21 protein-coding genes and 1 pseudogene are annotated in these 22,032 nt (G+C 66.4%); 8 read left to right on the top strand and 14 right to left on the bottom strand.

Going from position 1 to position 22,032, the window contains the following annotated elements:
- Positions 1 to 160 precede the first annotated feature (160 nt).
- Complete coding sequence (locus tag HPC46_RS16955; RefSeq protein WP_407665517.1) at positions 161 to 1,447, top strand: RNA 5'-3' helicase PhoH2; 1,287 nt, start codon at positions 161 to 163, stop codon at positions 1,445 to 1,447.
- On the opposite strand, the gene HPC46_RS16950 is transcribed toward HPC46_RS16955, so the two are convergent.
- Positions 1,425 to 2,426: an NAD(P)H-quinone oxidoreductase gene (locus tag HPC46_RS16950; protein WP_179471889.1), complete on the bottom strand. Its 1,002-nt coding sequence runs from the start codon at positions 2,424 to 2,426 to the stop codon at positions 1,425 to 1,427. The two genes, HPC46_RS16955 and HPC46_RS16950, sit on opposite strands and share 23 nt — an antisense overlap.
- Before the next feature lie 28 nt (positions 2,427 to 2,454).
- Positions 2,455 to 3,009, bottom strand: coding sequence for a hypothetical protein (locus HPC46_RS16945; RefSeq protein WP_179471887.1), 555 nt, complete (start codon positions 3,007 to 3,009; stop codon positions 2,455 to 2,457).
- Between the two features lie 161 nt (positions 3,010 to 3,170).
- On the opposite strand from HPC46_RS16945, the gene HPC46_RS16940 reads away from it, so the two are divergent.
- Positions 3,171 to 4,052: a polysaccharide deacetylase family protein gene (locus HPC46_RS16940; protein ID WP_179471885.1), complete on the top strand. Its 882-nt coding sequence runs from the start codon at positions 3,171 to 3,173 to the stop codon at positions 4,050 to 4,052.
- Positions 4,052 to 5,251, top strand: a complete 1,200-nt coding sequence (locus HPC46_RS16935) for a cation:proton antiporter (RefSeq protein ID WP_179471883.1) — start codon at positions 4,052 to 4,054, stop codon at positions 5,249 to 5,251. The genes HPC46_RS16940 and HPC46_RS16935 overlap by 1 nt, the downstream gene beginning before the upstream one ends.
- Here HPC46_RS16935 and HPC46_RS16930 read toward each other — a convergent pair.
- The 4 genes and pseudogenes from HPC46_RS16930 to glpX all read right to left on the bottom strand — a co-directional run bounded on the left by HPC46_RS16930 (position 5,248) and on the right by glpX (position 10,183).
- Positions 5,248 to 6,579 carry a hypothetical protein gene (locus HPC46_RS16930; protein WP_179471881.1) on the bottom strand — a complete coding sequence of 444 codons (1,332 nt, stop codon included), beginning with the start codon at positions 6,577 to 6,579 and terminating at the stop codon, positions 5,248 to 5,250. The genes HPC46_RS16935 and HPC46_RS16930 overlap by 4 nt on opposite strands.
- Before the next feature lie 273 nt (positions 6,580 to 6,852).
- Positions 6,853 to 7,710 (bottom strand): annotated as a pseudogene (locus HPC46_RS16925) (MFS transporter); the annotation flags it as partial.
- A 6-nt stretch (positions 7,711 to 7,716) separates the two neighbouring features.
- Positions 7,717 to 9,132 (bottom strand): class II fumarate hydratase, encoded by a 1,416-nt coding sequence (locus tag HPC46_RS16920; protein ID WP_179471879.1) that lies wholly within the window; start codon positions 9,130 to 9,132, stop codon positions 7,717 to 7,719.
- 19 nt (positions 9,133 to 9,151) lie between these two features.
- The gene (glpX, locus tag HPC46_RS16915) at positions 9,152 to 10,183 is read right to left on the bottom strand and encodes a class II fructose-bisphosphatase (RefSeq protein WP_179471877.1); all 1,032 of its coding nucleotides are present in this window, start codon (positions 10,181 to 10,183) and stop codon (positions 9,152 to 9,154) included.
- Positions 10,184 to 10,238: 55 nt separating this feature from the next.
- On the opposite strand from glpX, the gene HPC46_RS16910 reads away from it, so the two are divergent.
- A complete protein-coding gene (locus HPC46_RS16910; protein WP_325096692.1) occupies positions 10,239 to 10,907 on the top strand; it encodes a DUF4245 domain-containing protein in 669 nt (222 codons plus the stop codon).
- A 13-nt stretch (positions 10,908 to 10,920) separates the two neighbouring features.
- Positions 10,921 to 11,748, top strand: a complete 828-nt coding sequence (locus HPC46_RS16905) for a dienelactone hydrolase family protein (RefSeq protein WP_179471873.1) — start codon at positions 10,921 to 10,923, stop codon at positions 11,746 to 11,748.
- Here HPC46_RS16905 and HPC46_RS16900 read toward each other — a convergent pair whose 3' ends face one another.
- Positions 11,749 to 12,192 (bottom strand): pyridoxamine 5'-phosphate oxidase family protein, encoded by a 444-nt coding sequence (locus HPC46_RS16900; RefSeq protein ID WP_179471871.1) that lies wholly within the window; start codon positions 12,190 to 12,192, stop codon positions 11,749 to 11,751.
- Positions 12,193 to 12,260: 68 nt separating this feature from the next.
- Between HPC46_RS16900 and HPC46_RS16895 the strand changes: the two genes are divergently transcribed.
- The gene (locus HPC46_RS16895) at positions 12,261 to 13,718 is read left to right on the top strand and encodes an HNH endonuclease signature motif containing protein (protein ID WP_179471951.1); all 1,458 of its coding nucleotides are present in this window, start codon (positions 12,261 to 12,263) and stop codon (positions 13,716 to 13,718) included.
- A 52-nt stretch (positions 13,719 to 13,770) separates the two neighbouring features.
- Positions 13,771 to 14,667 (top strand): DUF4436 domain-containing protein, encoded by an 897-nt coding sequence (locus HPC46_RS16890; RefSeq protein ID WP_179471869.1) that lies wholly within the window; start codon positions 13,771 to 13,773, stop codon positions 14,665 to 14,667.
- Here the strand turns inward: HPC46_RS16890 and HPC46_RS16885 are convergent.
- From HPC46_RS16885 to HPC46_RS16855, 7 genes are all read right to left on the bottom strand, one after another.
- Positions 14,664 to 15,833, bottom strand: a complete 1,170-nt coding sequence (locus HPC46_RS16885; protein ID WP_179471867.1) for an AI-2E family transporter — start codon at positions 15,831 to 15,833, stop codon at positions 14,664 to 14,666. The genes HPC46_RS16890 and HPC46_RS16885 overlap by 4 nt on opposite strands.
- Before the next feature lie 4 nt (positions 15,834 to 15,837).
- On the bottom strand, positions 15,838 to 16,611 hold the full coding sequence (locus HPC46_RS16880; RefSeq protein WP_179471865.1) for an SDR family NAD(P)-dependent oxidoreductase: 774 nt from the start codon (positions 16,609 to 16,611) through the stop codon (positions 15,838 to 15,840).
- Positions 16,608 to 17,675 (bottom strand): NAD-dependent epimerase/dehydratase family protein, encoded by a 1,068-nt coding sequence (locus tag HPC46_RS16875; protein WP_179471863.1) that lies wholly within the window; start codon positions 17,673 to 17,675, stop codon positions 16,608 to 16,610. The genes HPC46_RS16880 and HPC46_RS16875 overlap by 4 nt, the downstream gene beginning before the upstream one ends.
- 30 nt (positions 17,676 to 17,705) lie before the next feature.
- Positions 17,706 to 18,149, bottom strand: coding sequence for a nuclear transport factor 2 family protein (locus tag HPC46_RS16870; RefSeq protein WP_179471861.1), 444 nt, complete (start codon positions 18,147 to 18,149; stop codon positions 17,706 to 17,708).
- 66 nt (positions 18,150 to 18,215) lie between these two features.
- Positions 18,216 to 19,088, bottom strand: coding sequence for a formylglycine-generating enzyme family protein (locus tag HPC46_RS16865; RefSeq protein ID WP_179471859.1), 873 nt, complete (start codon positions 19,086 to 19,088; stop codon positions 18,216 to 18,218).
- Positions 19,081 to 19,977 carry an HAD family hydrolase gene (locus HPC46_RS16860; protein ID WP_179471857.1) on the bottom strand — a complete coding sequence of 299 codons (897 nt, stop codon included), beginning with the start codon at positions 19,975 to 19,977 and terminating at the stop codon, positions 19,081 to 19,083. The genes HPC46_RS16865 and HPC46_RS16860 overlap by 8 nt, the downstream gene beginning before the upstream one ends.
- Positions 19,978 to 21,519 carry an arylsulfatase gene (locus HPC46_RS16855; RefSeq protein WP_179471855.1) on the bottom strand — a complete coding sequence of 514 codons (1,542 nt, stop codon included), beginning with the start codon at positions 21,517 to 21,519 and terminating at the stop codon, positions 19,978 to 19,980. It lies immediately after the preceding gene.
- An 85-nt stretch (positions 21,520 to 21,604) separates the two neighbouring features.
- Between HPC46_RS16855 and HPC46_RS16850 the strand changes: the two genes are divergently transcribed.
- Positions 21,605 to 22,024: a hypothetical protein gene (locus HPC46_RS16850; RefSeq protein ID WP_179471853.1), complete on the top strand. Its 420-nt coding sequence runs from the start codon at positions 21,605 to 21,607 to the stop codon at positions 22,022 to 22,024.
- Positions 22,025 to 22,032 lie beyond the last annotated feature (8 nt).

Here is a 22,032-nt window from a genome sequence, read left to right as displayed (position 1 = left end):
GCTAGCGACATGCTCTGCTGTCCGGGCGGCACCTATCGTTTCGACTACGACAGGACCGGTCCCGGTCCTGGTGCCGCAGTGTCCGCCGAGAGGTTTGCGGGGACCGCGTGAACCTGAGGAGCGCCCAGTGACCGATTCGCAGTCGCCCGTTCGGACGTATGTGCTCGACACCTCAGTTCTGTTGTCCGACCCGTGGGCGTGCACCCGGTTCGCCGAACACGAAGTGGTGGTACCGCTCGTGGTCATCAGCGAACTGGAAGCCAAACGCCACCACCACGAGTTGGGTTGGTTCGCCCGGCAGGCGCTGCGGTTGTTCGACGATCTTCGTCTGGAACACGGTCGTCTCGATCAGCCGATTCCCATTGGGACAGAAGGCGGAACACTGAATGTCGAGCTCAACCACAGCGACCCGATGGTGCTGCCGTCCGGGTTCCGCACCGAGAGCAACGACACCCGGATCCTGACGGTCGCAGCCAACCTGGCGGCCGAGGGCAAGCGAGTCACGTTGGTCAGCAAGGACATTCCGCTGCGGGTGAAGGCCGGCGCGGTCGGCCTGCTGGCTGACGAGTATCACGCCCAGGATGTGATCACTTCCGGCTGGACGGGGATGACCGAGCTCGACGTGGCGGGCGAGGATATCGACACGATCTTCTCCGAGGGTGAGATCGATCTCGAGGATGCGCGTAATCTGCCGTGCCACACCGGTGTTCGGCTTCTCGGCGCGAGCCAGAGCGCGCTGGGCCGGGTAAACGCGGATAAGAAGGTTCAGCTGGTTCGCGGTGATCGCGAGGTGTTCGGCCTCCGGGGAAGGTCCGCCGAACAGCGCGTCGCGCTTGATCTGCTGCAAGACGAGTCGGTGGGCATCGTGTCGCTGGGCGGCAAGGCCGGTACCGGCAAGTCGGCACTGGCGCTGTGCGCGGGTCTCGAGGCGGTCCTGGAGCGGCGCACCCAGCGCAAGGTCGTGGTGTTCCGGCCGCTCTATGCGGTCGGCGGGCAGGACCTGGGCTATCTGCCGGGCAGCGAGAGCGACAAGATGGGCCCCTGGGCGCAGGCCGTCTTCGACACCCTGGAGGGGCTGGCGTCACCGGCTGTTCTGGAGGAGGTGCTCTCCCGCGGGATGCTCGAGGTGTTGCCGCTGACGCACATCCGGGGTCGTTCGCTACACGACTCGTTCGTGATCGTCGACGAGGCGCAGTCGCTGGAGCGCAACGTGCTGCTGACCGTGCTCTCGCGGCTGGGCAGCGGATCTCGGGTGGTGCTGACTCACGATGTCGCGCAGCGTGACAACCTTCGGGTCGGACGCCATGACGGCGTCGCGGCGGTCATCGAGAAGCTCAAGGGCCACCCGCTGTTCGCGCACATCACCTTGATGCGCAGCGAACGCTCGCCGATCGCCGCACTGGTCACCGAGATGCTCGAGGAGATCAGTCCCGGCGCCCTGCCGTGATGCGGTTGTCGAGGATGACTTTGCCGACCGTCTGCTTGGACTCCAATAGGCGGTGAGCCTGGGCGGCGTCGGGCAGTGGGACGATGGTGTCTACGACCGCGCGGATGGCCCCCGTTTCGAACAGGGGTAACACATCGCGGATCACTCCGGCGACTATCGCGGCTTTCTGATCGGCCGGACGGGCCCGCAGCATCGTGGCGGTGATGCTGGCCCGCTTGGCCATCAGGAGGCCGAGATCCAGGACGGTCGGCTCCGTGGAGCCACCGATGATCACCAGGTGTCCGTCTGGGGCAAGGCATTCGACGTTTCGCGCCAGGTAATCCGAGCCGACCACATCCAGGATCGCGTCGACACCGCGACCGCCGGTGGCGGCCAGAGCGGCGGTCACGAAATCCTCAGTGCGGTAATTGATCGCAACTCGCGCGCCGAGTTCCCTGCCGGCCCGCGCCTTGGCATCGCTGCCCGCGGTGGTGATGACATGCGCACCGATCGCGGCGGCCCATTGGATGGCGAATGTCCCGATTCCCCCGCCCGCGCCGTGGATCAGTACGGTCTGGCCGGCGGTGAGTCCGGCAATCATGCCCAGGTTGGAGTAGACCGTGCAGGCCACTTCCGGGACGGCCGCGGCCTCGACGATGCTCAGCCCGGCTGGGACCGGCATCACCTGGGTGGCCCGCACGGCTACCTGGTCGGCGTAGCCGCCACCGTCGAGCAGTGCGCACACCGCGTCGCCAGGCGACCAGTCGGTGACATCGCGTCCGACGGCGGCGATGGTGCCCGCACACTCCAAGCCCAGCGGTCGGGGCGCACCGGCAGGAACCGGGTATCGTCCACGTCGCTGCAGCAGGTCGGCGTTGTTGACCCCGGCCGCCGCGATGTCGATCACCACTTGATCCGCACCCGGCCGCAACGGATCCACCGGGCGCCATTGCAGGACGTCGGGATCCCCGGGGTGCTCGAACAACACTGCTGAAGGCATGTCCATACTCCTGACGAACGGTTGGCGGTTATGCGGCAGCGGCGTGGTCGTTCGCCCAGCGGGCAATGCTCTGCGCATACCGCGGCGTCTCGATCTCACAGTGCCGTCCCGAGGCGTCCTGGCGGGCGGCGGCGGCCTCGGCGAACGTTTGTCCGTGTTCGGCGATGAAGTCCAGGAAATGATCGGTGGGGTGTGAGGTCACGGTGTTGGTGTATCGGCAGTGGTCACCCTCGAGACGTTCCATCTGCAGCTCCCAGATGACCTGCGTGGACGTCCAACCCAGTGGGGTCAGCACATCGGACAGCGACACCATTTTGCAGTAGTGCGGACCCGCGATCTCGAACCGATACTGTTGCACCACCAAGCCGGTTCCGATCATCTCCACGTTGATCGACATCGGTGTGCCGTCGTCGTCGACGGTGTATCCCGCCGCCTTGTGATCGCCTGGGGCGCATCGTTGATATTCGTGTGTGGGAAGGGTTTTCAGCCATTGCTCGATATCGACGAGGTCGAACGGCGCCTGCACCTCGGCGGTGACAACCACGTGCGAGAGAACCAATTCGTCGTGAACCTTCGAACTCATGAACCGCTCCTTGTCTGCAACCGGATTCCTTCGGTGTCCTCAGCATTCCGCGCAGCGCCCTACGGCCACCATGCTGCTAGCGGTTCTTCTGGCGGTGGTGCTAGCCCCCAGTGCCACGCGGGTACAGGGACCGGCCAGCGGTGGCCGGTAAACTCAGCCGGGTGCGGCGCCCACCCGACAGCCTGTCCTGGTCCTATCTGCGGACCGCGGTCGGTGTCTGCGCCGGTGTGGCCGTCGTCGTCATCGGCGGATTCACCGGGCACGTCAAGGTGGCCAAGGCCGACGCAGTCGACTGCTCGGTGGTCAAGTGCGTGGCGCTGACCTTCGATGACGGGCCCTCGCCGTTCACCGACCGGCTTCTGGGCATCCTGAACGACGCGGACGCCAAGGCGACGTTCTTCATGATCGGCAACAAGGTGGCCGCCAACCCGGCCGGTGCCAAGCGAGTGGCCGACGCCGGCATGGAGATCGGCAGCCACACCTGGGAACACCCGAACATGACGACGATCCCGCCCGAGGACGTGCCTGCCCAGTTCAGCAAGGCCAACGACGCGATCAAGGCCGCCACCGGGCAGACCCCGGTGCTGTGGCGGCCGGCCGGCGGGCTCACCAATGACGCCGTCAACAAGGTGGCCGCCCAGTACGGGCTGGCCGCCATCCTGTGGGATGTGATCCCGTTCGACTGGATGAACGACTCGAACACCGCCGCCACCCGCTACATGCTGATGACGCAGATCAAGCCCGGGTCGGTGGTGCTCTTCCACGACACCTATTCGTCGACCGTCGATCTCGTCGAGCAGTTCATCCCGGTGCTCAAGGCCAACGGCTACCACCTGGTCACCGTCACGCAGATGCTGGGCCCGCGCGCGCCGGGCAGCATGTACGGCTCGCGGGACAACGGCCCGCCGGCCAACATGTTGGCCGACATCCCGGCCGCCGATATCCCGGCGCTGCCGGCAACCCCGTCGCCCAAGCCGATGCCGAACATTCCGATCACCGACATCCCCGGGGCCAATTCCGGCGGTTCCAATAACGGCGCTTAGTGCATACCGCCACCTCGTTCGTCCTGACCCTGCTGGTCTTGGGCTATGCCGTGGTGTCCGGTCTGGTGAACCGCTGGTATGTCGCACCCGCGCTGATCTTCGTCGGGCTCGGAATGGTGTTCGGCCCCTTCGGTTTCAACGTACTGGCGGCCGGTCCGGGCACTGACGGCTACACGGTTCTGGCGCAGCTGGCGCTGACGGTGATCCTGTTCAACCAGGCGGCCAAGCTGGATCCTGCGAAGGTGCTGCGCCGCGGACACGTGACGTTCCGGCTTTTGGTGATCGGGATCCCGCTGACGCTTGTTCTCGGGACACTGACCGCAGCGGTGTTGTTGCCGGTGCTGCCGTGGTGGGAAGCAGTGTGTCTGGCCGCGATCGTCGCACCCACCGAGGTCGCGCTCATCGATGCGCTGTTGGAGGACAACCGAATTCCCGATCGGGTGCGCAACGCGCTGTCGGTGGAGAGCGGTTTCTACGACGGCTTCGCATTGGCGGCGCTGCTCGCCGCGTTGGCGCTGGCCTCGGCGCATACTGACCAGCGGCCCAGCGACTGGACGTGGTTTTTGGTGCGCACCGAGCTGGTGTCCTTGGTCATCGGTGCGGTGATCGGGCTCGGTGGCGCGGCGCTGATCGCATGGTCGCGACATCGCGACTGGATGAGCGACACGTGGGCGCAGTTGGCCACCTTGGCTGTCGCGTTGATCTGTTTCGAGTTCGGTGAGCGCGTGCACGCCAGCGGATTTGTCGCCGCGTTCACCGGCGGGCTGGCGTTCGCAGTGGTGGCGCGGCGCAGCAATACCCAAGTGTCGACCCAGGTTTCGGATGCGACCGGGCAACTGCTGGAGTTGTTGGTCTTCGCGATGTTCGGCGCGTTCGCGGTGATCGACTCCTGGCGGCACGCCGGTTGGCAGGTGGTGCTGTTCTGTGTCGTGGCGCTGTTCGGAGTGCGGATGGTCGCGGTCCTGGTGGCGTTGATCCGAACGGATATGCCTGGCTACAGCCGGGTGTTCATCGGCTGGTTCGGTCCGCGGGGGATCGGGACAGTGGTGTTGGGGCTCTTGGTGATCGAGCGGGGTGACATCGAGCACGCCGACTTGCTCACCCAGGCCGGAGTGATCGCGGTGACGCTGAGCCTGGTGGTGCACAGCATCACCGCGCCGCTGGGGATTGCCCGCTTCGGAGACAAGGCCAGCGCTTAGGCGGCGTCGGCGCCGTTGCCTCCGCTACCGCCCGCACCGCCTGCGCCGCCGTTGGCGCCATTGTGGTTGTTGCCCGGGTTCGTGCCGTTACCGCCATTGCCGGGAGTTGCGCCGCTGCTGCCCGCACCGCCTCCGCCGCCGGTGCCGCCGGTGCCCCCGTTCGCGCCGGTCCCTCCAGCGCCCGTCGATCCGCCGGTGCCGCCGACACCACCGGTGCCGCCCTTGCCGCCCGCTCCCGTTGAGCTCGTTCCGCCCTGGCCACCCTGCCCGCCGGTGCCAGCGCCACCTCCGGTGGCGCCCGCGCCGGTGCCGCCCTGACCACCGGTGCCGCCCTGACCACCGGTGCCGCCGGTGCCGCCGGCCGTGCTGCCGGTGCCGCCCTTGCCGCCCTTGCCGCCGCCACCGCCGGGTCCGCCCACACCGTTCGTGCCCGGGTTCGCGCCGCCCGTGCCACCTTGACCGCCCGTGCCGCCCGTGCCGCCGACCACCCCGGCGCCGCCATTGCCACCGTCGGCACCGTTGCCGCCCGGAATCGTGGAATCGCTGCTGTTGACCCCACCTCCGCCGGTTCCGCCGTCGCCGCCGTTGCCGGTCGCCCCGTTGGCGCCGAACACTCCGCCGCTGCCGCCTGCGCCCGCGTCACCGCCGTCTCCGCCGACACCGGGCGGGACGACGTCCAACGGATTGCCGTAGCCGGCGCCGCCGGTACCGCCCTGACCGCCGACGCCGCCCGCGCCGCCGAAGAATCCGCCGTTCCCGCCCTGGCCGCCGTTCCCGCCCTTGCCGCCGGTGACCGATGAGGCGGTGCCCGTGGCGCCGGTTCCGCCCTGGCCGCCCGTTCCGCCGGCACCGAAGAAGAGTCCGCCGTTGCCGCCACGACCGCCGCCTCCGCCGGGCAGCCCAGCGCCACCGGTACCGCCGGCACCGAAGAAGAGTCCGCCGTTGCCGCCGTTTCCACCGTTGAAGCCGTCGCCGCCGCGGCCGAACAGGATGCCGGCGTTGCCGCCGTTGCACGCGGTGCCCGTGCAGCCGGCTTGGGCGTTGACTCCGTCACCGATCAGCCAGCCACCCGTGCCGAAGGGGCGGAAGAGGTCGAAACCGTTGACGTTGCGGGCGGCCGCGAGCGTGGTGGGAGTGAAAGCACTGCCGATGAAAGAGTTGTTGTCGAGGAACCACAGGTCCGTCACGGGTGCGAGGGGGGTGTCGAACGACGCCAGTTGCACCGTCGGGGGAGGCAATGGGCTCGGAGACATCGCAAGCGCAACGCCGATGCTCACCATCGCGGTTCCGCCGAGCCCGGCGGCGATGATCGTCCGATACGTGGACATGTGAATCCCCCTTTTGGCGAACCGCCGTGCAATGGCCGAGTGTTTGCTGACAGCGGATGGCTCAATGTAGGCGTTTGCTGATCAGGCGGTCAAGACTTTTCAACGGCATCGGTCATGGAAAATTTGAGATCGAAAGCTCTCAGCGGCGTCTCGTTGAAATTGACGTGCTTACAGCAAATTTCGTCTACCAAGCGGGTTGATACCGGCCCAGTTCGCAATTTCGGCACAGCTTTCCCAAATATGGGAATGGTAGGGTCCGGGGTTAGCTACGGGGACGGACACCGCGCTGTAGCGGACGTCGGCGTCGAACATCAGGCTGAACAGCGACCCCGTCACGCCCGCGGCAGGCGCCATCGCCAGGCCGAAGATGAGGACCAGTGGGCCCATGGCCACCGCACCACCGACGAACACCGGCTTTCGGCCTACCCGGTCGGACAGCGCGCCGAAGAGGGGATAGGCCATGACGGCCACGACCGCGGCCACGAAAATCCCCAATAGCGGGTCGGTTCGGGGGATCTTGGCGACGGTGGTGCGGTAGGAGATCAGATAGGCCACGCAGATGTAGGCGAACACACCCTGGGACAGGTAAGCCCCGGCAACCAGCAAGATCTGGCGCCAGTGCCGGCGGACCGCCTCGGCGATCGGTTACCGCTGCTGCGCCGAACGTTGTTGTATCGCAGTGAAATCCGGGCTCTCGGTCAGTGACAGCCGGATCGCCGGACCGATCGCGATCAGAATCGCGCTGGCCAGGAACGGGATTCGTCACCCCCAGGACAGGAACTGCGGGTCGGGGCAGCAGGGTCAACAGGATCGGCGCCGCCACCCCGAGTTGGGCGCAGGCCAGCAGCAGGCCCATCGCGACCGTCGAAATACCCATCAGCAGAAGCGAATACACCAGCATGCTTGCGGCCGACACGGTCACCGAAGTGGCCGAACACAACGCCGCCCAGCGGCCGGGCGACGAACCCGACCCCGAAGGTGGCGAACGAGAGCTGGACGCCGGTCGCCGGGGACGCGCTGGGGAAGAACAGCTTCGGAAACACCAGTGCAGCAGCAGTTCCGTAGACGAAAGTCGTAGAACTCGACTGTCGTCCCGGCGAAACTGGCCAGCGCGGCCCGGCGCGGCGTCACCGCCGCTCAGTCGCCGTCTTTGACCTTCGCCATCGCCAGGACGTCGAGGCGCTTGTCGAGTTCGGCTTCGGAGAGCTTGTCGCCGATCAGCCCGCGGTCGATGACCGTCTGACGGATCGTCTTCTTCTCCTTCAGTGCCTGCTTGGCGACCTTGGCGGCCTCCTCGTAGCCGATGGCCGAGTTCAGCGGCGTCACGATCGAGGGGGACGACTCGGCGAGCTCGCGCAGGTGCTCCTCGTTGGCGATCAGGCCGTCGATGCACTTGGTGGCGAACAACTTCGACACGTTGGACAGCAGCGTGAACGACTCGAGCAGGTTGCGCGCCATCATCGGGATGTAGACGTTCAGCTCGAACGCGCCCGACAGTCCGCCGACGGTGATCGCGGCGTCATTGCCGATGACCTGGGCGGCCACCTGGGTGACGGCCTCGGGGATGACGGGGTTGACCTTGCCGGGCATGATCGAGCTGCCTGGCTGCAGGTCGGGGAGCGCAAGCTCGCCAAGCCCGGTCAGCGGGCCCGAGCCCATCCAGCGGATGTCGTTGGCGATCTTGGTGAACGACGCGGCGATGGTCTTCAGCGCGCCGGATGCCTCGACCAGCCCGTCGCGGGCGGCCTGGGCTTCGAAAGAGTCCTTCGCCGTGCGCAATTCGGCCAGGCCGGTCTGCGCGACGAGGACCTCGACGACCTTGGCGCCGAAGCCGTCCGGTGCATTCAGGCCGGTGCCTACCGCGGTGCCGCCGATCGCCAGCTCACCGAGGCGGGGCAGTGTGGCCTTGACCCGTTCGATGCCGGCCTCGACCTGGCGGGCGTAGCCGCCGAACTCCTGGCCCAGGGTGACCGGGACGGCGTCCATCAGGTGGGTGCGACCGGACTTCACGACCGTGCGCCACTGACGGGCCTTGTTGGCAAGCGACTCATGCAGTACCTCGAGCGCCGGGATCAGGTGGCGCACTGCGGCTTCCGTCGCCGCGATATGGGTGGCGGTGGGGAAGGTGTCGTTGGAGCTCTGTGACATGTTCACGTCGTCGTTCGGGTGCACCGTCACGCCGTTGCGCTCTGCGATCGAGGCGATCACCTCGTTGGCGTTCATGTTCGAGCTGGTGCCCGAGCCGGTCTGGAACACGTCGATGGGGAACTGGTCGTCGTGCAGGCCGTCGGCGATCTCGCCTGCGGCGGCGATGATCGCGTCGGCCTTCTCCGCCGACAGCTTGCCCAGATCCTTGTTCACCTGTGCGCAAGCAGCTTTCAGCAAGCCGAGCGCACGGATCTGGGTGCGCTCGAGCCCGCGGAACGAGATCGGAAAGTTCTCGACGGCGCGCTGGGTCTGGGCCCGCCACAAAGCGTTGATCGGCACCCGGACCTCGCCCATGGTGTCGTGCTCGATGCGGTATTCGCCCTCGACCACACTGTCGGTGCTCATGTGCTCCCTTTTTTGTCGGTTACGGAAGTGGATATGCAGCGGACTTGTCCCCGGTGAAATCCACCGCGGAGTATTCGTTGAGTTTCGAAAGCCGGTGGTACGCCTCGATCATCCGGACAGTGCCGGACTTCGAGCGCATGACGATCGACTGAGTGGTGGCGCCGCCGCCGGAGTACTGGACGCCCTTGAGCAGGTCGCCGTCGGTGACACCGGTGGCGGAGAAGAAGACGTTCTCGCCGGAGACCAGGTCTTCGGTGAGCAGCACGCGGTCAAGGTCGTAACCGCGGTCGATGGCCCGTTGACGCTCGTCGTCGTCGGTGGGCGCCAGCTTGGCCTGGATGGCGCCGCCCATGCAGCGGATCGCGGCCGCGGCGATGATGCCCTCAGGGGTGCCGCCGATACCGGCGAGCAGGTCGGTGCCCGAGTTCGGGCGGCAGGCCGAGATGGCGCCTGCGACGTCACCGTCGGAGATCAGCCGGATGCGGGCGCCCGCGTCGCGGACGTCGGCGATCAGCTGGGCGTGCCGCGGCCGGTCCAGGATGCATACGGTCAAGTCGGCGACGCTGGAGTTCTTCACCTTGGCGACGCGCTTGATGTTCTCGGCGATCGGGGCGGTGATGTCGATGACGTCGGCGGCGTCGGGCCCGACGGCGATCTTGTGCATGTAGAACACCGCGGACGGGTCGAACATCGCGCCGCGCTCGGCGACCGCGAGCACCGAGATGGCGTTGGGCATGCCCTTGCTCATCAGAGTGGTGCCGTCCACCGGATCGACGGCGAAGTCGCAGTCCGGTCCGTCGCCGTTGCCGACCTCTTCGCCGTTGTAGAGCATCGGGGCGTGGTCCTTCTCGCCCTCGCCGATGACCACCACACCACGCATGGACACCGAGTTGACCAGCTCGCGCATGGCGTCGACGGCTGCCCCGTCGCCGCCCTCCTTATCGCCCCGGCCGACCCAGCGGCCGGCGGCCATTGCGCCTGCTTCGGTCACCCGAACCAATTCGAGGGCGAGGTTGCGATCGGGCGCTTCACGACGGCGGGCTTCTGGCATGGCTGAGATTGTCCCAGAAGCCGGTCGGCAGTCCAGACCTGGGATACTGGCTGGCGTGACGCCACCCGATGTCGCCGGCCCAGCGGCTCCGATCCCCCCCGAGGCAGGCGTCCCGCCGAAGGAACCCAAGCCCAGGCTGCTCCAGGACGGTCGCGACATGTTCTGGTCACTGGCCCCGCTGATCCTGGCCTGCATCGTGCTGGCGGGCCTGGTGGGGATGTGTTCTGTCCGTCCGAGCAACCCGCGGGACGGGGCGCCGCCGCCGTATGACGCCCCCGCCGCGCTGAAGGCCGACGCCGAGGCGCTGGGGATTCCGATCCGGCTGCCGCAGCTGCCCACCGGCTGGGTGGCCAATTCCGGAAAGCGTGGCGGCATCGAGGCCGGCCGCACCGACGGGAAGGGGCAGCGCCAGCGTGCGGTCTTCTCGACCGTCGGCTACCTGGCCGCGTCCAAGATGTTTGTCAGCCTGACCCAGAGCAACGCCGATGAGCAGGCGCTGGTCGGCTCGATCCATTCCTCGGTGTATCCGACCGGCGTTCAGGACGTCGACGGCGTGAAGTGGATCGTCTACGAGGGCGGCGAGGGCACCGAGCCGGTGTGGACCACCCGCCTGGACAGCTCGGACGGTCCCGCTCAGGTGGCGATCACGGGCGCCGGCAGCAGCTCCGACTTCCGTACGCTTGCCGTTGGCACACAGACTCAGAAGCCGCTGCCGCCTGCCTGAAGAGGAGACCTCCATGCCCGGAGCTGAATCCAATGTCACCGGCCAGGCGGCTCCGGCCGCCGACCTCACCGGCTGGGTCGGGGCGCCGTTCAGCGCGGCCGGATTCACCCATGACGTCTATCGCAAGGGCTCGGGACCCGGTGTCCTGCTGATCCCGGAGATCCCCGGTATTCATCCCGGCGTGCTGGCGTTGGGAAACTACCTGGTGGACAACGGCTTCTCGGTCGCGATCCCGTCGCTGTTCGGGACGCCCGAGGCGCCGGCGATGACCCCGGCGATGCTGCCGGTGCTCGCCCGCGCGTGTGTGTCCAAGGAGTTCGCGGCGTTCGCGACGAACAAGGATCGCCCGGTGACCAACTACCTGCGGGCGCTGGCTCGCGACCTGAAGGAGAAGGCCGGCGGCAAGGGCGTCGGTGTGATCGGGCAGTGCTTCACCGGCGGGTTCGCCCTGGCGGCCGCCGTCGACGACAGTGTGCTGGCCTCGGTGCTCAGCCAGCCGTCGGTGCCGATAGCGCTCACCGCCAAGCAGAAGCGTGACCCCGGGCTGTCCGAGGGCGAGTTGCAGGTCGTCGAGAAGCGCGCCACCGAAGACGGGCTGTGCGCGCTGGGTCTGCGATTCAGCGGAGATCCGATGGCGCCGGCCGAACGGTTCAAGACGCTCAAAGATCGGCTGGGGGATGCCTTCGAGGTCATCGAGCTGGACTCGTCGAAGGGCAACCCGGCCGGGTTCAAACGGATGGCGCACGCGGTGTTGACCCTCGAGGTCCGCGAGGTGGAGAACCAGCCGGCCTATGAGGCGCGCAAGCGGGTCGTGCAGTTCCTCAAGGAACGGCTGACATAGCTATTCGCGCTCGACCGACCTGAGTCCGTGTGCGGGCGTCCACCATTCGATGACCAGCAGCGTGGCGTCGTCGTTGAGGTGGGTGAGGACGACCTCGGCGATGTCGGCGCGCAAGGCATCACCGTCGGGGCCCTGGGTGAGGACGGCCCGTCCAGCGATCTTCGCCTCACCCGGCCACTGCGCTTCGCGCCCCTCGACCGGGTCGACCGTCGCGCTGTGCAGGGCGAAGCGGGGATCGCGCCGTAGGTCGGCGCCCTTGCGGGCGTTGGGCATCGAGCCGAACGTCAGTTCACCGTCTACGAACGTCGTCTCGATTCCGGAGATGCGGGGCGAGCCGTCGGCGCGCAGCGTGGCGATGGTCTTGTGCTTGTGCGCATCGAATAGCGCCTGCACCCGCTCGGCGAATCCGGGCACGGCCGCTTCGACTTCCCGCCACGTCGTCATGATCCGGGAATTCTAGCCCTTGACCAGCATCGACGGACTTGTCGGGGTTCGCGAGTAGTATCGAACACATGTTCGTACGCAGCCCGTATCACGAGTATTTCGAGCCCTCGGATACGGCGCAATCCCGTGCGCTGCTGGCGAGCATCTCCGCGTCCGCGCGGGCGGCGAACCAGGACGATGCCCGGATGCTGGCCTCGATCGCCGAGCTTTTTGAACTACGTCGTCACGAACGGGGTGAGCGTGAAGACTGGGCGGTCGACACCTGGGCAGCAGTCGGCTCGGAAGTGTCTGCCGCGCTGCGCATAAGGCTCGGTAAGGCCGGCAGCTACATGACCTACGGGCTGGCGATGAGGCAGCTTCCCGAAGTCGCGGCTGTCTTCATCGCCGGTGATATCGATATGCAGATGTTTCAGACGGTCGTGTTTCGCACCGGCCTCATTACCGATGAAGCGGTCCTGGCCGAGGTCGACCGCAAGCTCGCTGCGCGAGCGGCCCGGTGGCCGGCGATGACCGATGGAAAGTTGGCTTCGGAAATCGATCGCATCGTGATCAAGCACGACCCCGACGCCGTGCGGCGCCGTCGCAGCCGCGCCGCCGACCGTGAAGTGATCGTCGGGGATGACATGGAAGGCTGCACCGAAGTCATCGCGCGACTGTTCTCAACCGATGCCCAGGCGTTCGATCAACGACTTGATGTGCTGGCCAAGACGGTGTGCGACGGTGACCCTCGGACATTCGAGCAGCGCCGTGCCGACGCTTATGGTGCCCTGGCCGCCCGCGCAGACCGGCTGGCCTGCCAGTGCGGTGATCCGAACTGCCCTGCGGCAGACAAGCCGGTGCCCGGCCCTGTCGTCATCCACGTCGTCGCCGAGGAAGCCACCTTGCAGGGTCGGTCCGACAACCCGGGATACGTACTGGGCACCGACGCATTGATTCCCGGCGAGCTGCTGATCGAACTGGCCAAGCAGGCGCGGCTGAGCCCGCTGATCCACCCCGCCGACCTATCGCCGGAATCCGGCTACCGGCCATCCCGTGCGCTGGCCGAATTCGTGCGTGCCCGCGATCTCACGTGCCGCGGCCCGGGCTGTGACAAGCCGGCCACCCAGTGCGACCTGGACCATACGATCCCGCACCCGTACGGCCCCACGCACGCCGGAAATCTCAAGTGCCTCTGCCGGCGCTGCCACCTCCTGAAGACGTTCTGGGGCTGGCGCGACAGGCAATTGGCCGACGGCACAATCATTTGGACGCTGCCCGGTGGGCAAACGTATGTCACCACGCCGGGTAGCGCTGTGCTGTTCCCGGCTCTGATGGCTCCGACGCCGGCTCCAAGCGGGCGGCAGGTTGCCGAGTCGAGCGGTGAGCGCACCGTCAAGATGCCCCGGCGCAAGACCACCAGGGCGCAGAACCGGGCCAAATACATCACCGCCGAACGTTGCCGCAATCGCACTGAGCGGAGGGTCCGTCACGGCGTGCTACTTGGCTCGAAACCACCAGCAAATGACCCGGACCCACCGCCGTTTTAGGCGCCTTGGCAAAGGGCTGTGGTTTTGAACGGCTCCATATACCATTCCGGGCGTGACCACCACCCCCGCTGAGCCGCAGGCCTCGGCTCCCGCCGCCAAGCGCGGCAAGACTGTCGCCATCCTCGCCGTGTTGGTGGTGGTGCTCGCCTACATCGTCACGTTGTTCGGCTACTGGTGGCTGTCCGGTTCCGCCAAGGAGCTCGAAGCGTCCGGGGAAGGCAACGGTTCAGAGACGACGGTCCTGATCACGCTGCAGTCTCTGCGTACCGTCGACTACAAGGTGGACGCCAAAGTGCTTGTCATCCCAGCGGACTCGCTGGTCGACGAGAATCTGGACACTCTCAAGGAAGACATTGCAGTGCGGTTGCACCCGTGGAACTCCCTGGGGGACTTGAAGTTCCCTGCAGGTGCGGCACCGGCCGAGGTGACAACCACGATCGACGTCGACGGCGATGTGAACACCTGGCCGTTCGACCACTACCGGACCCAGGGCATCAGCGCCGACCTTCTGGTCGGCGAGGGCGATGAGCGCAAGATCGTTCCGGCCAAGGTCGAAATCGCGGGTGCCCTGCAGGGTTGGGACCTGTCCAGCGAGCAGGTCGCCCCGGCACCGGCCGCCAAGGGTGACGGCGACGCCACCGAGGTCACGTTCAGCCGCGCGCTCGGTCCGCTGGCCTTCGACCTCGGCATCGTCGTTGTTCTGCTCACCCTGCCGTCCATCGCCATCTTCACCTCGGTGCTGGTGATCACCCGGCGCAAGCAGTTCCAGATGCCGTTCGCAACGTGGTATGCCGCAATGCTGTTCGCCATCGTGCCGCTGCGAAATATCCTGCCCGGCGCTCCGCCGCCTGGCGCCTGGATCGACATGGCCCTGGTGCTATGGGTGATCGTGGCTCTGGTCGCCGCGATGGTGATGGTCGTGATCTCCTGGTTCAAACAGGTCGACTAGTCCTGTGCCGGCTCGCCGTCCGCGGCAGCCGCAGTAGTTTCAGCTTCGGCCCGAAGGCGCCGCCGGAACATCCGGCGGCGCTTTTCTGGTGGTTCGTGTGACGTCATCTCCACACCCTTGTACACGGCCAGGTACACCGAGATCGTCGTGACGATGATGATCATCAGCACCGGCCCGAGCACGATGCCCCAGAAGCCGAACATCGCGATACCCGAGAACACCGCCAGCAGCATCAAGGCCGGATCCAGCCGAGCCTCGCGCGGCACCAGAATCGGCCGCAGGAAGTTGTCGACGTTCGTGACGCCGATGATGTGGAACAGCACCACGAACAGCCCGCCGCCGATGTTCCCGAAGAGCATCATCCCGATGCCGAATGGGATGGTGACGATGCCGCTGCCCAGTGGAATGACGGACAGCGCGGTCAGGAAGATCGCGAAGATGAAGAACCCGTCGTGGAACCCGCCGATGTAGATCGACGCCGCACCGAGCACGCCCTGAACCAGCGCGATGATGAACTGGCCCTTGACAGTTCCCTTCACCATGGCGCCCATCTTCGCCAGATAGAGGTCGGTGACCTCCTCGCCGAGCGGATTGAGCCGGCGGATCAGCAGGAGCAGCTGCTCGGAGTTGGTCAGCAGTGACACCAGCACGTACAAGAAGATGATCGCCGACGTGACAACGCCGATCACGCCGCCCGCGGCACCCTGCAGCGCGTGCAGCGCCCACCGCCCGAGGTTCTGGGAGACGCTGATCATCGTGTCGCGCAACGAGTCCGTCGAGACGGAGAAGTGCCCGAACGGCAGTCGGCCCAACGCCTGATTGACATACTCGAGCGCCTGATTGCCGACCGTCGACATGTCGGCGGTCTCGACCCACTCCGCCACATGCACCACCATGTGCGAAATCTGAAGCACCGCAAGCGTCAACAGCGCGCCGACCGGGATGATGACGGTCGCCAGTGCGGCCAGCACCGTCAGCGTTGCCGACAGCCCGGACCCGAATCGGCTCCTGCACCGGTTGTACAGCGGGGTGAACAGATACGCGACGATCGCCGCGATCACCACGAGGATGAAGTAGTGACGCAGGAAGTACGCCCCCAACACCAAGGCGAGCAGCGTGATGATGGCCAGCGCGCGCTTCTGGGTCAGGGTGAATTCGGTGTTCACCGAACTACTGATTCATCAGCCGGGTCAGATGTTCGGCAATGTTGGGGTAGCGCTTCAGATGCGCCCCACCATTGAGATCGAGGATCTCCCCGGTCAGCCACGACGATTGCGGTGAACACAAGAACGCCACCGCATCGGCGATGTCTTGCGGCGTTCCCGCCCGGCCCAGCGCGGTGTTCTCCACGTACTCGTCTACGACCCCGGGCACCACGGCCGCGCCCTCCGTCAGCGGCGTGTGCACGAACCCCGGTGCGACGGCGTTGACCCGGATCCCGCGCGGTCCCAACTCCAGTGCCGCCACCTGTGTCAGCATCGACAGCCCGGCCTTGGCCGAACAATAGGCGCTCATCCCGATCGCCGGCTGGCGAGCGTTCAGCGACGTCAGCGACACCAGGGCGCCGCCCTCGCCGAGGTGACGTCCGGCGTGCTTGATCACCAGGAACGCACCGACCAGGCAAACGTCCACCACTGACCGGAACTGCTCGACATCCAGCTCGGTGATGACCCCGAACCCGCTGAACCCCGCGCAGTTCACCACCACGTGCAGCCCACCCTCGCGGGCCACCACATCGTCGAAAAGCTTTGCCACGGAGGCCTCGTCGGTCACCTCCACGGCCACCCAGGTGTGCGGCTCGCCCAGCGTCGCCGCACGCTCCTGCGCCAAATCGGTGTTTCGGTCGGCGATCGTCACCCGCGCGCCCTGCGCGGCCAGCGTCTGCGCCGTCGCCCAGCCGATCCCGGAGGCACCGCCGATGATGACTGCTACCCGCTCGCTCATGACACCTTCCCGTCGTTCTCCGGAGCACCCCACTTGCGCCGCACCGCCTCCCACGGGTTGCCATAACCCGGCGGCCGGCCGTGGTACGGCGACTGGCGCTTGAGGAACTCGCGGGCCACCGGCGCGATGACCCGGAACACGTAACGCTTCCAGCCCACCTTGTTGGCGGTCTCGGTCAGCATGTCCGGCCAGGAGTAGTGCTGATGCTTGAGCACCTGCTGGGCGGTCGCCGAATCCATCCAGTCGGTGGCGAACCAGCCGCCGTCGTCGTTCGGGTCGCCCTTGCGCCCCGGCGGCAGCGCGCCGACCAAGCCCATCGCCGCCGTCGTCGCCGATCCGATGTCACCCTGCCGCAGCCGGTGGCTGTCGTCGCCGCCGATCAGCAGTGTCTGGCCCAGCACATCGGCGGTGGTCGCCGCGGCGAACGCGAACGCCACGTCGCGGACGTCGACGGTCTGCAGCCGCCCGTCGGTCGGCAACACGCCTTCGAAGAAGATCAGGTTGGGATCCATGCCCAGGTTGGGTTCGGTGGTCAGCACGCCGCCCAGGCGCAGGATCACCCAGTCCAGGCTGCTCGCCCGCACTATCGCCTCGGCCTCGACCTTGTGCTTGCCGTAATTGTCGTACGGATTGACCGGTGTCTGTGCGGTGAGTACATCGGTGATGCGGTACGGATTGCGCGGCCCGTAGACGGCGATGCTGGACGCTTGCACCAGCCGCGGTGGTTTGTCCTGTGCCGCAGCGGCTTTCACCAGGTTCGCGGTCGCCCCCACGTTGACCTTGTAGGCCAGTGCGGGCTTGGCGTAGCACAGCGGCGGGATCACCGCGGCCAGGTGGATCACCGCGGTCGGGGAGACCTCGGCCAGCAGTTTCTCGACCGCGGCCGGGTCGGTGAGGTCGGCCCAGCGGACCTGCACACCCGAGGGCAGATCGGCGGCGGCCTTGCGAGTCGCCTCGGTCTCGAGGTCGGTGGCGACCACATGACGGCCCGCGGCCGCCAACTGCTTGACCGTGGCACTTCCCACCAAGCCGAACGCGCCGGTTACCAGCACAGCGTCGGACATCGAACTCCCTCCCAGGATCTGGAACGCGTTCTAGTCAACCACGGGAGTGACTCGTCGCCACAGGTCGTTGAACGCGATGCTGTCGTAGAAGGCCGTCACTTTGGCGACGCGGTCGCCGCGAAACTGCATGAACCACGCGTAGCTGTTGCAGTACGGGCGGCCATCGCGCGCCGTGCCCTCCGCATCGAACAGCGCGATAACGGTGTCGCCGTCGGAGAACAACGCGCGGATGGCCGGAATCAGCGGAGCAGACATCCGGGCTGCGAGCGGGACGATGACCCGAGTCATGAGCTCTGCCTTGCTGGAGTAGATGCCGGCTACGTCGGAGTTGCCGGTTATCTCCCAACTGACGTCGTCCGCCAACAGGGCAAACGGCGAGCCAGTTCCGCTGCCCCACGCTTCGATCCCGGCACGAACGGCGTGAACGTTGCGCTGGCGCTGTTCGCAGTCGAACTCCGAATCATGATCTGTCATGCCCACATTCGACCACGCGTCCCGTTGAGGCAGTACTCAGAGCGAAAAATCTTCGGAAATGTCTCTCTAAGTGCTGTCTGAACGCTTCACGCAGCGGAAGCCGATATGACTCATCCCGGTGTCGATCATCTGCGGCCGGCGCGCGGCGGGGCGGTAGCGCTTGCAGTAGCTGTCCGCGCACAGGAACGACCCGCCCTTGACGACTTTGCGCGGGACGGTGAACTGCGGCTGCGCCGGGTCGTAGCTGGCGGCCTCGGTCCCGCCGTACCAGTCGGTCGTCCACTCCCACACGTTGCCGGCCATATCGAACAGTCCGTAGTCGTTGGGTGGGAAGGCCCCGGCTTCGGTGGTGCGGCCGTAGCCGGGTTCGGGACGCCACGGGAACTCGCCGTGCCAATAGTTCGCCAGCCGCTGGCCGGGGAATTCGGGGTGTTCGCCCCAGGTGTAGTCGGCCTGGTCCAGGCCACCACGAGCGGCGATCTCCCATTCGGCCTCGGTCGGCAAGGCCAGCCCTGCCCAGGCCGCGTACGCCTCGGCGTCCTCATAGGCGACGTGGACGACAGGATGTGCGGCGCGTTTGTCGATCGACGAGTTCGGGCCCAGCGGATGCCGCCACGAGGCGCCGGGTGTCCAGGTCCACCACTGGCTGAGGTGGCGCAGGTCGACGGGTTCGCTGGTGCGGCGGAACACCATCGAGCCCGGTTGCAGGTTGACGGCGGGCGCACCAGGATAGTCAGCGGGATTCAGCGGACGCTCGGCCACGGTGAGATAGCCGGTCGCCGAGACGAATTCGGTGAAAGCGGCGTTGGTGACCTGACGGTCCTGAATCGAGAAGCCGTCGACGGTGACCGGGCGGGACGGTGCTTCTTCCGGGTAGTGCCGGTCGGATCCCAACACGGCGGTCTGCCCGGGGATCCAGACCAGGTTGGCGTCAGTCACCGAAGACGGTTCGCCAGTCGTCGCGCATGCTGGCCCGGACCCAGCCGAGCGCCCCGGCATGATCGAGGGCCTTCTCTGCGCCTGCGGTGTAAGCGAATTCGCGGTCGGCGTCGTCGTGGCAGACCAGCATCGCCAGCGACGGCCCGGCTCCGGCCGCGGTGTACTGCAGCATCTCGATATCACCATTCGAGTTACCCACCGCGAGGATCGGCCGCCGGCCCACCCGTCCCCAGATCCGGACCGGCTTGACCGGGCCGTCGTTGAGGAATTCCGGCTGCGCCGTGGTGAGCAATTCACCGTCGTCGAAAATCAACCCCACTGAACTGCCGATCACCCGCTCCGGGGGCACGCCGTACATCGCCGTCGTGACCGGCCGCATGAAGTCGCGGCCACCGCCGGAGACGATGTAGTTGGTGAAGCCGAACGACTCGAGATAGCGCAACAATTCGACCATCGGCGCATATCCGCAGGCCGTGTACGCCCGCCCCAGCGTCGGATGCTTCGCGTCGGCAAAGAACGCCTGCACCCGCGCGGCGTGCTCCTCGGTGGTGATCGTCGCGTTGGCCGAAAGGACAGCACCGGCAAGCAGTTTCAGATCGGAGTCGTCACCGTTGTAATGCTTGGTGACGGCATCCCCGAACCACGCCAGATCTCCTGCGGCCGCGGCGGTATAGGGCTGCTCGGCGCCCAGCGCGGGATCGGCGGCCACCTGCTCGGCGATCCGGCGCACCAGGAAGTCGAGCTGGATGTAGGCCGGTTTCTCACACCACAACGTGCCGTCGTTGTCGAAGACGGCGACACGTCCCTCGGGGGCCACCGAATCGACCGCACGGGCGACGAACTCGACAAGTGCCGACTTTGTGGGCCCGTCGGTCCACGACTGCAGCATCTAGTCGGCCGCCAAGAACTCGTCGAGCTTCTTGACGATCTGGTCGATGCTGAAGCTGGCCGGTGGATGCCGGGGCGGAAACTCCTTGAACGTGTCGAGGAACGCCGCCGCCATCGCCGTTGCGTAGAAGGCGAAGAAGTCCCGGCGCAAGAACCACTCGTAGTACGTGTTCGACGTGATGTCGGCGTATTCGAACGGATCGGTACGCAGGTTGAACAGCTTGGGCACCCGCAGTTCGGTGAACGGCTCCGCCCAGATCTGCAGCGTGCCCTGGCAACGCTGTTCGGCGAACACGATCTTCCAGTTCTCGAAGCGCATCGCCACCAACTGGGCGTCGTCGTTGAAATAGAAGAATCCCCGGCGCGGGCTGTGCTCCACTTCGCCCATCAGGTACGGCAGCAGGTTGAAACCGTCGATGTGCACCTTGTATTCGACGTCGCCGATCCGATAGCCCTTCTTCAGCTTCTCGCTGACGTCGGGATCGCCGGCGGCGGCCAGCAGGGTTGGCAGCCAGTCGTGGTGCTGGATGATGTCGTTGGAAATGCTGCCCGCCTTGATCTTTGCCGGCCAGCGGATCATCTCCGGCACCCGGTAGGCGCCTTCCCAGTTGGTGTTCTTCTCGCTGCGGAACGGCGTCGTGCCGGCATCGGGCCACGAATTGCGATGCGGGCCGTTGTCGGTCGAATAGATGACGATGGTGTCGTCGGCGATGCCCAGTTCGTCGAGGACGTCCAGCACCGTGCCCACGTTCTTGTCGTGGTCGATCATCGCGTCGTGGTACTCCGACTGCCACAGCCCGGCCTGCCCCTTGCTGCCGGGTTTGAGATGGGTGTACAGGTGCATGTGGGTGAAGTTGCACCACACGAAGAACGGGTTACCCGCGTCGTGCTGGCGACGGATGTAATCGACAGTGCGATCGGCGATGTCGTCGTCGATGGTTTCCATCCGCTTGGCAGTCAGCGGCCCGGTGTCCACGATGGTCTGCTTGCCGATCGGACCGAATTTTTCGTCGTCGGGTTCTGTCGAGACCTCGGCGGTCGCTTTGCAGTCCATCACCCCCCGCGGCAGTGCCTTCTCGTAGAGCCTGGGGAACTGATCCTTGTGCGGATAGTCGAACTGCTCGGGTTCTTCTTCGGCGTTGAGGTGATAGAGATTGCCGTAGAACTCGTCGAAGCCGTGCACCGTCGGCAGGTACTTGTTCAGGTCGCCGAAGTGGTTCTTGCCGAACTGGCCGGTGGCGTAGCCCAGCGGCTTGAGCAGTTCGGCGATCGTCGGGTCCTCGGCGGCCCACCCGATGTCGACGCCGGGAATGCCGACCTTGCTCATCCCGGTGCGGTACACGCTCTGGCCGCTGATGAACGCCGCTCTGCCGGCTGTGCAGCTCTGCTCGCCGTAGGAGTCGGTGAAGCGCATGCCTTCGTTGGCGATGCGATCGATATTGGGCGTGCGGTAGCCCATCACTCCGTCGCTGTAGCAGCTGAGGTTCGTGATCCCGATGTCGTCGCCCCAAATGACCAAGATGTTCGGTTTTCCTCCAGGCATGTTTCGAGGTTAGGCGCGATCGGCGGGTGGGGCTCCGCTTCTGGCCAACAATGCACGAACTCCCGCAATCGCTACTCTCGGTGGGATGCGGAGGCGATGTGGCCTGGCGGTGCTCCTGCCGGTTGTGGTGCTTGTGGGCTGTGGTCACCACGATTCGCATGGCACGGCGGTGAATGCGGCGCGGGTCCCGGTGATGCTCAACGACGTCTCTGTGGCGACCGTGCTGGGCGCCATCACCAAGGCGAAGCTGCCCGCGCTCAATCCGCGCGACACCACGTCGACGCGCTGTCCGGAGGCAGGCTGCGTGGTGGCGACCGACACCGACACGGTGTCGATCCTGAAATTCCCCAGCACCGGCCGTGCGGAGATCTACGCCGCCGGGGTGCCGGACATGTTGCAGGTCGAAGACATCGTCGTGGTGTTCGCCCCGACACTGACCCGCGAGCAGAAGACCGCCTACGGGCAGGTCGTCACGAAAGCGATGTTGACTCCGGCCCAGCCATAGTTGCCGAC

It is taken from the genome of Mycolicibacterium vinylchloridicum, from assembly GCF_013404075.1.
Classification (GTDB): domain Bacteria; phylum Actinomycetota; class Actinomycetes; order Mycobacteriales; family Mycobacteriaceae; genus Mycobacterium; species Mycobacterium vinylchloridicum.
This window is presented reverse-complemented; position numbering and strand designations above follow the sequence as displayed.

Bases quoted from the DNA above. Each gene is read 5' to 3' on its own strand.
- HPC46_RS16950 (WP_179471889.1), bottom strand. From the start codon at position 2,426: ATGCCTTCAGCAGTGTTGTTCGAGCACCCCGGGGATCCCGACGTCCTG.
- HPC46_RS16945 (WP_179471887.1), bottom strand. From the start codon at position 3,009: ATGAGTTCGAAGGTTCACGACGAATTGGTTCTCTCGCACGTGGTTGTC.
- HPC46_RS16930 (WP_179471881.1), bottom strand. From the start codon at position 6,579: ATGTCCACGTATCGGACGATCATCGCCGCCGGGCTCGGCGGAACCGCG.
- HPC46_RS16920 (WP_179471879.1), bottom strand. From the start codon at position 9,132: ATGAGCACCGACAGTGTGGTCGAGGGCGAATACCGCATCGAGCACGAC.
- glpX (WP_179471877.1), bottom strand. From the start codon at position 10,183: ATGCCAGAAGCCCGCCGTCGTGAAGCGCCCGATCGCAACCTCGCCCTC.
- HPC46_RS16905 (WP_179471873.1), top strand. From the start codon at position 10,921: ATGCCCGGAGCTGAATCCAATGTCACCGGCCAGGCGGCTCCGGCCGCC.
- HPC46_RS16900 (WP_179471871.1), bottom strand. From the start codon at position 12,192: ATGACGACGTGGCGGGAAGTCGAAGCGGCCGTGCCCGGATTCGCCGAG.
- HPC46_RS16895 (WP_179471951.1), top strand. From the start codon at position 12,261: ATGTTCGTACGCAGCCCGTATCACGAGTATTTCGAGCCCTCGGATACG.
- HPC46_RS16880 (WP_179471865.1), bottom strand. From the start codon at position 16,611: ATGAGCGAGCGGGTAGCAGTCATCATCGGCGGTGCCTCCGGGATCGGC.
- HPC46_RS16875 (WP_179471863.1), bottom strand. From the start codon at position 17,675: ATGTCCGACGCTGTGCTGGTAACCGGCGCGTTCGGCTTGGTGGGAAGT.
- HPC46_RS16870 (WP_179471861.1), bottom strand. From the start codon at position 18,149: ATGACAGATCATGATTCGGAGTTCGACTGCGAACAGCGCCAGCGCAAC.
- HPC46_RS16860 (WP_179471857.1), bottom strand. From the start codon at position 19,977: ATGCTGCAGTCGTGGACCGACGGGCCCACAAAGTCGGCACTTGTCGAG.
- HPC46_RS16855 (WP_179471855.1), bottom strand. From the start codon at position 21,519: ATGCCTGGAGGAAAACCGAACATCTTGGTCATTTGGGGCGACGACATC.
- HPC46_RS16850 (WP_179471853.1), top strand. From the start codon at position 21,605: ATGCGGAGGCGATGTGGCCTGGCGGTGCTCCTGCCGGTTGTGGTGCTT.